The sequence below is a fragment of the Pseudomonas sp. B23(2017) genome, from assembly GCF_002113725.1.
GTDB classification, from domain to species: Bacteria; Pseudomonadota; Gammaproteobacteria; order Pseudomonadales; family Pseudomonadaceae; genus Aquipseudomonas; species Aquipseudomonas putida_Z.
The window spans coordinates 1,964-5,187 of the sequence record NZ_NEJM01000034.1 but is presented as its reverse complement, the minus strand read 5'-3'; the positions used below and the strand labels follow the sequence as shown (position 1 = coordinate 5,187).

Below are 3,224 nucleotides of genomic sequence, written 5' to 3'. Positions count from 1 at the left end.
GGGAAACCCCACACTACCATCGGCGATGCATCGTTTCACTGCTGAGTTCGGGATGGGATCAGGTGGTTCCAATGCTCTATGGTCGTCAAGAAATTCTGTTGCCAGAATGTCCAGATGGACAGCCCAGCGAATTCGGATATGCGATATTTGTGATGTTGCGAACTTTCGGTTCGTTTCGTCTTCACCACCACAATTTGGCTTTCGTGCGCAAATTGCTTGGGTGTTATATGGTCAAGCCTCACGGGCAATTAGTATTGGTTAGCTCAACGCCTCACAGCGCTTACACACCCAACCTATCAACGTCGTAGTCTTCGACGGCCCTTCAGGGGATTCAAGATCCCAGTGAGATCTCATCTTGAGGCAAGTTTCCCGCTTAGATGCTTTCAGCGGTTATCTCTTCCGAACATAGCTACCCGGCAATGCCACTGGCGTGACAACCGGAACACCAGAGGTTCGTCCACTCCGGTCCTCTCGTACTAGGAGCAGCCCCTCTCAAATCTCAAACGTCCACGGCAGATAGGGACCGAACTGTCTCACGACGTTCTAAACCCAGCTCGCGTACCACTTTAAATGGCGAACAGCCATACCCTTGGGACCGGCTTCAGCCCCAGGATGTGATGAGCCGACATCGAGGTGCCAAACACCGCCGTCGATATGAACTCTTGGGCGGTATCAGCCTGTTATCCCCGGAGTACCTTTTATCCGTTGAGCGATGGCCCTTCCATACAGAACCACCGGATCACTAAGACCTACTTTCGTACCTGCTCGACGTGTTTGTCTCGCAGTCAAGCGCGCTTTTGCCTTTATACTCTACGACCGATTTCCGACCGGTCTGAGCGCACCTTCGTACTCCTCCGTTACTCTTTGGGAGGAGACCGCCCCAGTCAAACTACCCACCATACACTGTCCTCGATCCGGATAACGGACCTGAGTTAGAACCTCAAAGTTGCCAGGGTGGTATTTCAAGGATGGCTCCATGAGAACTGGCGTCCCCACTTCAAAGCCTCCCACCTATCCTACACAAGCAAATTCAAAGTCCAGTGCAAAGCTATAGTAAAGGTTCACGGGGTCTTTCCGTCTAGCCGCGGATACACTGCATCTTCACAGCGATTTCAATTTCACTGAGTCTCGGGTGGAGACAGCGCCGCCATCGTTACGCCATTCGTGCAGGTCGGAACTTACCCGACAAGGAATTTCGCTACCTTAGGACCGTTATAGTTACGGCCGCCGTTTACCGGGGCTTCGATCAAGAGCTTCGCTTGCGCTAACCCCATCAATTAACCTTCCGGCACCGGGCAGGCGTCACACCCTATACGTCCACTTTCGTGTTTGCAGAGTGCTGTGTTTTTAATAAACAGTCGCAGCGGCCTGGTATCTTCGACCGGCATGGGCTTACGGAGCAAGTCCTTCACCCTCGCCGGCGCACCTTCTCCCGAAGTTACGGTGCCATTTTGCCTAGTTCCTTCACCCGAGTTCTCTCAAGCGCCTTGGTATTCTCTACCTAACCACCTGTGTCGGTTTGGGGTACGGTTCCCAGTTATCTGAAGCTTAGGAGCTTTTCTTGGAAGCATGGTATCAACCACTTCGTCGCCTAAAGGCAACTCGTCATCAGCTCTCGGCCTTGAAATCCCGGATTTGCCTAAGATTTCAGCCTACCACCTTAAACCTGGACAACCAACGCCAGGCTGGCCTAACCTTCTCCGTCCCTCCATCGCAATAACTGGAAGTACAGGAATATTAACCTGTTTTCCATCGACTACGCTTTTCAGCCTCGCCTTAGGGACCGACTAACCCTGCGTCGATTAACGTTGCGCAGGAAACCTTGGTCTTTCGGCGTGCGAGTTTTTCACTCGCATTGTCGTTACTCATGTCAGCATTCGCACTTCTGATACCTCCAGCAAGCTTCTCAACTCACCTTCACAGGCTTACAGAACGCTCCTCTACCGCGTCATCAAAGATGACACCCGTAGCTTCGGTGCATGGTTTGAGCCCCGTTACATCTTCCGCGCAGGCCGACTCGACTAGTGAGCTATTACGCTTTCTTTAAAGGGTGGCTGCTTCTAAGCCAACCTCCTAGCTGTCTAAGCCTTCCCACATCGTTTCCCACTTAACCATGACTTTGGGACCTTAGCTGACGGTCTGGGTTGTTTCCCTTTTCACGACGGACGTTAGCACCCGCCGTGTGTCTCCCATGCTCGGCACTTCCAGGTATTCGGAGTTTGCATCGGTTTGGTAAGTCGGGATGACCCCCTAGCCGAAACAGTGCTCTACCCCCTGGAGTGATACATGAGGCGCTACCTAAATAGCTTTCGAGGAGAACCAGCTATCTCCGAGCTTGATTAGCCTTTCACTCCGATCCACAGGTCATCCGCTAACTTTTCAACGGTAGTCGGTTCGGTCCTCCAGTCAGTGTTACCTAACCTTCAACCTGCCCATGGATAGATCGCCCGGTTTCGGGTCTATACCCAGCGACTAAACGCCCTATTAAGACTCGCTTTCGCTACGCCTCCCCTATTCGGTTAAGCTCGCCACTGAATATAAGTCGCTGACCCATTATACAAAAGGTACGCAGTCACCTAACAAAGTAGGCTCCCACTGCTTGTACGCATACGGTTTCAGGTTCTATTTCACTCCCCTCTCCGGGGTTCTTTTCGCCTTTCCCTCACGGTACTGGTTCACTATCGGTCAGTCAGTAGTATTTAGCCTTGGAGGATGGTCCCCCCATATTCAGACAAAGTTTCTCGTGCTCCGTCCTACTCGATTTCATTGACAAGAGATTTTCGTGTACGGGGCTATCACCCACTATGGCCGCACTTTCCAGAGCGTTCCACTAATCTCAAATCAACTTAAGGGCTGGTCCCCGTTCGCTCGCCACTACTAAGGGAATCTCGGTTGATTTCTTTTCCTCAGGGTACTTAGATGTTTCAGTTCCCCTGGTTCGCCTCTTGCACCTATGTATTCAGTACAAGATACTCAGCTTGTGCTGAGTGGGTTCCCCCATTCAGAGATCTCTGGATCACAGTCTGTTTGCCGACTCCCCAAAGCTTATCGCAGGCTACCACGTCTTTCATCGCCTCTGACTGCCAAGGCATCCACCGTATGCGCTTCTTCACTTGACCATATAACCCCAAGCAATCTGGTTATACTGTGAAGACGACATTCGCCGAAAATTCGCATGTTGCTCTTTCGAGCAGAACTCACAAATTTTACCTTAGCCTGATTTA

The 3,224-nt window shown here is 51.6% G+C and carries 2 rRNA genes; both read right to left on the bottom strand.

What is annotated here, in order from left to right:
• Positions 1 to 90, bottom strand: a 5S ribosomal RNA gene (gene rrf / locus CAG46_RS27385); the annotation flags it as partial.
• A 137-nt stretch (positions 91 to 227) separates the two neighbouring features.
• A 23S ribosomal RNA gene (locus CAG46_RS27380) occupies positions 228 to 3,119 on the bottom strand.
• Positions 3,120 to 3,224 lie beyond the last annotated feature (105 nt).